The following is a 4,787-nucleotide window of genomic DNA, read 5'->3' as shown; positions in this document are numbered from 1 at the left end:
GACCCATTTGACTTAGCCGGTAGGGCAGCTTGGACTCATGTAGACGCTGCGTGGGCCGGTCCTTTGCGGTTGAGTAAGTACGCGGACTTACTTGCCGGCATCGAGTTGGCAGATTCTGTCGCGGTGTCTGCGCACAAATGGCTTTTTCAACCCAAAGAGTCTGCGCTCGTCTTGTTCAAAGACACTGAAAAGGCCCACGCTGCGGTTAGTTTCGGTGGAGCGTACCTTGCTACCCCCAATGTTGGCGTGCTTGGTTCCCATGGTGCAACCGCCACCGCTCTTGTAGCCACGCTTCTTGCTTGGGGGCGTGAAGGCGTTGCTCAGCGAATTGAGCACTGCATGGATCTTGCCCGCCGCTTGAGAGATTTTGTGGCTGCTGACGAACGCCTTGCGCTTTATGCGGAGCACCAAACCGGCATCGTGGTCTGGCGTCCAAAAGACGAAAACCTGTTTGATCAGGTGCTGCAACAGTTGCCCGTCGGTTCCACGTCTACGACTTCAATGGCAGGTGTGAAGTGGTTTCGCAATGTAGCGGCCAATCCCAATGCAGACATTGACATGCTTATTGCAACCATCCAAAAAGTCTCGCCTGAGCGGGCTTGATTCGCGCTCAATGACGGGTTTCGCTGCACTTCAGACCTTAGCCCTTACAAGTCGCCTAAAGGCAGGCAGCGGACCATGCCATCCGATAACCAATTGCAGGAATCGATGATTCCGGACCTATAAGCCAGCAAGTCTCAGCTGCGGAATCTGCAGCGACGAGTCAGGACATGGCGAACTGAACGTGCAAAAGAAATGGTTTTGGGTAGCCTGCGAAAGTCGGCAGCCGTGTCCGAAAAGTCTGATGAACAAACGACATAACGGCCTTTCAGGGCTTACTTCCTTGGTGACTTTTTACTTTTGAAATTAGAGGACTAAAAGCAAAACGTCAACCAGCTATCGGGGCACATTTATTTTTAAGTCAACACGCAGGTCAAGTTAATTGTCGTCAAATAGAATTTTCTGCATCTTGATCGGACAACCCTTATGCAAGGCAATCAGCATGACAAGACTGCTGGAAGGACTGCTGTGGTGACGTAAAGATTGTCTATCAACTGGCGCATAACCTTTGTGGCCATGAACAGTGGATAGCGTTTTGAGTCAATGCAACCATCCAGGATGCGACAGCTATCACTTTTGGCCCAACGCGCCGCTGAAGGCGCGCGCAATGGGCTTGCCGATGTAGTGCAGCACGCTGCGGCGACCGGTCTGGATGTCGACGCTGACGGTCAGGCCGGGTTTGATGTCTTCGGGCCGGATGCGGCTGTTTGCTGGCAGTTGCAGGCTCAGACGGGCGCGGTAATAGGTCTGGCTGCTGCGGCCGTCGGGGCCGGGCTCTGACAGGGTGTCCGAGCTGAGGTAGTCCAGGCTGCCTTCTGCGGGGCCGTAGATGCTGTAGTCGAAGGCGTCGAGCCGCAGGGTGGCGTGCTGGCCCACTTCGAGCTGGCCGATGTCGGCGGGGTTGATCTTGGCTTCGACGAGGTATTGGCCCTGAGTGGGCGAGATTTGCATGAGCTCGTCACCGGGGCGCAGCACGCCGCCCAAGGTGTTGAGGCGCAGGTATTTGACGACGCCGTCGGTCGGGGCTTCCAGGATGGTGTGGTCATAGATGCTCTGGCGCTCTAGCAGTCTGCTGCGCTGGGTGGTGATTTCGTCTTCGATGCGGGCCAGTTCTCTGCGGGCGTCGGAGCGGAATTTGTTTTGCGCGGCCTGGATGCGTTGCTGCACCTCGAGCACCTGGCGCTGGGCGCGCATGAGTTCGACCCGGCTGATGTCGCCGGTATTGAAGAGTCGTTCATTGAGCTGCTGCTCTTCTTCGGCCAGCCGCATCTGGCCGCGCAGGGCGGCGGTTTCTTGCTGCAGTGCAACGATGTTTTGCTGGTAGAGCGATTGCTGGGCCTGCACCAAGTCGGGCTGGCTGCGCCGGTAGGCGTTGGGCACAAAAAGCTGGGCACTGGCTTCGGCCTGGGCGCGCAGGCGGGTGATTTCGAGGCCGGCGATGCGGTTGCGTACTTCGTCCACGCCGGCGCTGGCGCGTTGGTTTTCGAGGCGGGCCAGCACTTGGCCTTTGCGCACGGTTTGGCCCTCGTTGACGAGCAGTTCTTGCAGTACGCCGCCGTCGGCGACCTGGATGATCTGGGTGCGCTCTTGCGGGATGATCTGGCCAGTGGCTCGGACGATCTGGTCAATGTCGAACCAGGCGGCCCAAAGCCCAAAAGCCAGCAGGGTGCCGAGCAGAAGCAGGCCTGCGCCTGGGCGCATGGAGTGTTTGGTGGTCATGGTGTGGCCTGCGCGGTTACGGATGGGGATGCAGGTGGGGATGCAGGTGGGGTTGCCGGTGCCGGGGCTGGAGGGGGGGCAGCACGCAGATGCTGCAGGACCTGCTCGCTGGGGCCGTCGAGCAAGACTTGCTGGTTGTTGAGCACCATGATGCGTTGGACCAGCCCGAGCAACTGCGGTTTGTGGGTGACCAGGATGAGGGTGCTATCAGGCCGCTTTTGCAGTTCTTCGCTCAGGGTTTGCAGCACGCGGTGCTCCAGTGGCGGGTCCATCGAGGCGGTGGGCTCGTCCAGCAGCCAAATGCTGGGCTGGCGCAACAGGGCGCGGGTGAAGTGAACCAGTTGGCGTTGGCCGCCAGACAGTCCCTGGCCGCCTTCGTAGATCTCGCGTTCAAGCCCTTTGGGGTGCGGCGCGATGGCGGCGTCAAACAGCCCTGTGCGGCGGGCCGCGATGAGCAGGGCTTCGTCGCCCGGGTCGGCCAGGCCGAGGATGAGGTTTTCGCGCAGGGTGCCCGCAAACAGGCGGCCGTCTTGCGCGACAAAGCCGATGTGCTCGGACAAGCAGTCTTTGGCAATGAGTTCGAGTTCCATGCCGTCGAGCAGGATGCGGCCACCCTGGGGCTTGTACATGCCCGAGAGCAGTCTCAACAGACTGGTCTTGCCGCTGCCGATGCCGCCAATGACGGCGATGCGTTCACCGGCGCGGATGTCGAGTTTGGGCAGGCGCAGTGCTTGCGTGCCGTTGTACTGCATGTCGATGTTGCTGAGGCTGTACTGGCCATGCAGGGGGGCCACCAGGGGCTGGGTGCCTTCGGGGTGATCGGAGGGCAGTTTCCAGAAACGGTCAAGGTCATCGACGGCGACCTTGGTTTGGGCCCATTGCATGAGCAGATTGGGGACCATGGCGATGGGGTTGAGGATGCGCCCGCTCAGAATTGAGCAGGCGATGAGAGCCCCCATGGTGAAGTCGTCGATGCCGATGGACAATGCACCTAGGGCAACCAGAGTGATGTAGGCCAATTGTTGCAAGGCGCCGACCATGAACTGGGCGTTTTCGGTCAGGACGCGGGTGCGGTGCTCGTACTGGCGGGCTTCGTCGGTGATGTCGAGCCAGCGAGAGAGCATGCGCCAGCCGCCCTGCCCCGACTTGATGGTTTCGGCGCCTTCGACGCTTTCGACCAGGATGCCGGATTTTTGGTGCATTGCAGGTGTGGCCAGACGGGTCAGGTGTTCGATGCGGCGCTTGGAGATGGTGCTTGCGATCAGCCCGGCCACCAAAAATGCACCCGGAATCAGGGCCAGTTTGCCAGCCATGAGGAACAGCACGATCAATGTGAGCAGGGCCAACGGTATGTCGACCATGGCCTGGGTGACCAGACTGACCAGAAAGCTGCGCAGGCTTTCGTAGCCGCGCAGTCGCGAGGCGGTGCCACCGACGCTGGGCGGCAATTGGTCGAGGCGGATGTGCAAAAAGCGGCCCAAAACGGTGCGAGCCAGGCTTTGGTCGATGAGGTCGGTCAAGTGATGGATCTGGCGCGAACGCAGCCATTTGCCCAGCACTTCGAGCAGGATGGCGGCGAAGACGCCGAGGCTGAGCGTCAGCAGGGTGCCGCTGGCTTGGGTAGGGACCACGCGGTCGTAAACCTGCATGGAGTAGAACGAGGTGGCCAGGGCCAGCACCGTTACCGTCAAGGTGGCAGCGGCAATGTCGACGATGGCGCGGGGGTGCCGCCAAATTTCGCTCCAGACCAATTGGAAGCTGGGGCTGGCCGATGGCGAAAAACTGGCCACCATGCGCAGGCGCACGGTCTGGCTGCCGGTGGCGAAGTCGCGCACGGCTTCTTCACTCAATTGCCGCAGCGTGGGGCTCCAGCGCTGCACGGTCCAGGTACCGTCGCTGCGACTGGCCACAATGAGGCCGGGGGGCTCGCCTGGCTCCAGCAACAGTGCGGGCAGGCGCGAGGGGTCGGGCTGGCCACTGCTTTGCGGACGGGGCCAGCGCTGCGAATGGGCAAGCAACGTGAGGGCCTGCAGCAGTTGAGACGGCGTAACTTGCGCTGGCAGGTGGGCTTCGCGCAGCAGGGACTGCACTTGCAGCACATCAATGGGTTCGCGGCGCAACTGCGACAGGCGCAGCATGCAGGCGATCAGGCCTTGGGTGTGGTCGACGAGGGACATTGAAATGGGTGTCTGGGTTGCTGGGGACATGGGCCTGTCAGCGCGCAGGCCGGGCCAGGAAGTCTTCCAGACCTTGGGTGTTCAGGCGCAGGCGTTGTGCAGCCAGCCAGGCTTGTGCTCTGGTGTCCGTCAACTGAACTCGTATTTGGGCTTTTTCACGAGCGCTGTTCATGAGTTCTTGCCAACTGCGTCGGCCGTTGTCGAACTGCGTTTCTGAAGACTGAAGATATGCATGCGCGGCCTCCAGTGATTGAAGAAGTTGCAGTGCTCTTTGCGATTGACTCAAGTGAT

At 60.6% G+C, this 4,787-nt stretch carries 3 protein-coding genes and 1 pseudogene; 1 reads left to right on the top strand and 3 read right to left on the bottom strand.

Translation table 11 applies throughout. The annotated features are described in order from the left end of the window. Positions 1-603: pyridoxal-dependent decarboxylase (locus Q0341_RS01715; protein ID WP_299510116.1), on the top strand; the 603-nt coding region annotated here is incomplete at its 5' end. Positions 604-1,170: 567 nt separating this feature from the next. Here Q0341_RS01715 and Q0341_RS01710 read toward each other — a convergent pair. From Q0341_RS01710 to Q0341_RS01700, 3 genes and pseudogenes are all read right to left on the bottom strand, one after another. After that, positions 1,171-2,319 (bottom strand): HlyD family efflux transporter periplasmic adaptor subunit, encoded by a 1,149-nt coding sequence (locus tag Q0341_RS01710; protein WP_299510115.1) that lies wholly within the window; start codon positions 2,317-2,319, stop codon positions 1,171-1,173. After that, positions 2,316-4,496: an ATP-binding cassette domain-containing protein gene (locus Q0341_RS01705; RefSeq protein WP_299510114.1), complete on the bottom strand. Its 2,181-nt coding sequence runs from the start codon at positions 4,494-4,496 to the stop codon at positions 2,316-2,318. Before Q0341_RS01705 ends, Q0341_RS01710 begins: the two co-directional genes overlap by 4 nt. A 37-nt stretch (positions 4,497-4,533) precedes the next feature. Continuing rightward, positions 4,534-4,787, bottom strand: a pseudogene (locus Q0341_RS01700) (hypothetical protein); the annotation flags it as partial.

The sequence above is a fragment of the uncultured Limnohabitans sp. genome, assembly GCF_937889215.1.
In the GTDB taxonomy this organism is placed as follows: Bacteria; Pseudomonadota; Gammaproteobacteria; order Burkholderiales; family Burkholderiaceae_C; genus Limnohabitans_A.
The sequence above is the reverse complement of the archived record's forward strand: the minus strand, read 5'-3'. Positions and strand labels throughout refer to the sequence as shown.

Excerpts from the sequence above, each read along its gene's own strand:
- Q0341_RS01710 (WP_299510115.1), bottom strand. The coding sequence starts at position 2,319 with ATGACCACCAAACACTCCATGCGCCCAGGCGCAGGCCTGCTTCTGCTC.
- Q0341_RS01705 (WP_299510114.1), bottom strand. The coding sequence starts at position 4,496 with ATGTCCCTCGTCGACCACACCCAAGGCCTGATCGCCTGCATGCTGCGC.